Source organism: Shewanella electrica (assembly GCF_022321485.1).
In the GTDB taxonomy this organism is placed as follows: domain Bacteria; phylum Pseudomonadota; class Gammaproteobacteria; order Enterobacterales; family Shewanellaceae; genus Shewanella; species Shewanella electrica.
This window is the reverse complement of record NZ_JAKOGG010000733.1, coordinates 1-239: the sequence shown is the minus strand read 5'-3', so window position 1 is coordinate 239 and position 239 is coordinate 1. Positions and strand designations below refer to the sequence as shown.

Annotated in this window: 1 protein-coding gene; it reads right to left on the bottom strand. The window is 66.9% G+C overall.

Translation table 11 applies throughout. From position 1 onward, the window contains the following. The coding region (locus L9G74_RS24640) for a homeobox domain-containing protein (protein WP_238899038.1) at positions 1-208 on the bottom strand (208 nt) is incomplete at its 3' end. Positions 209-239: the final 31 nt, after the last annotated feature.

The window sequence follows — 239 nt, the reverse complement described above, 5'->3', positions numbered from 1 at the left end:
GCTGCTTCTCGTCCGGATGGGGGCACTCCTTGAACAGCGCTTCGAGCTCTTGGATCTGCTGCGGCGTGTGGCGGTGGTATCGCTTCTTCCTCTTGAGGGAGTTGCTGGGCTCGGCGTCCTCGACGTCGTCCTCGCCGGCGGCCGAGATGGCGTCGAGATGGTCGCTTCCCGACCGGCTGTCGTTCTCCGCCTCAGTGTCCCTCGTCATCGCGCCGCCCGCGCTAGAACCAGCGCCAGCG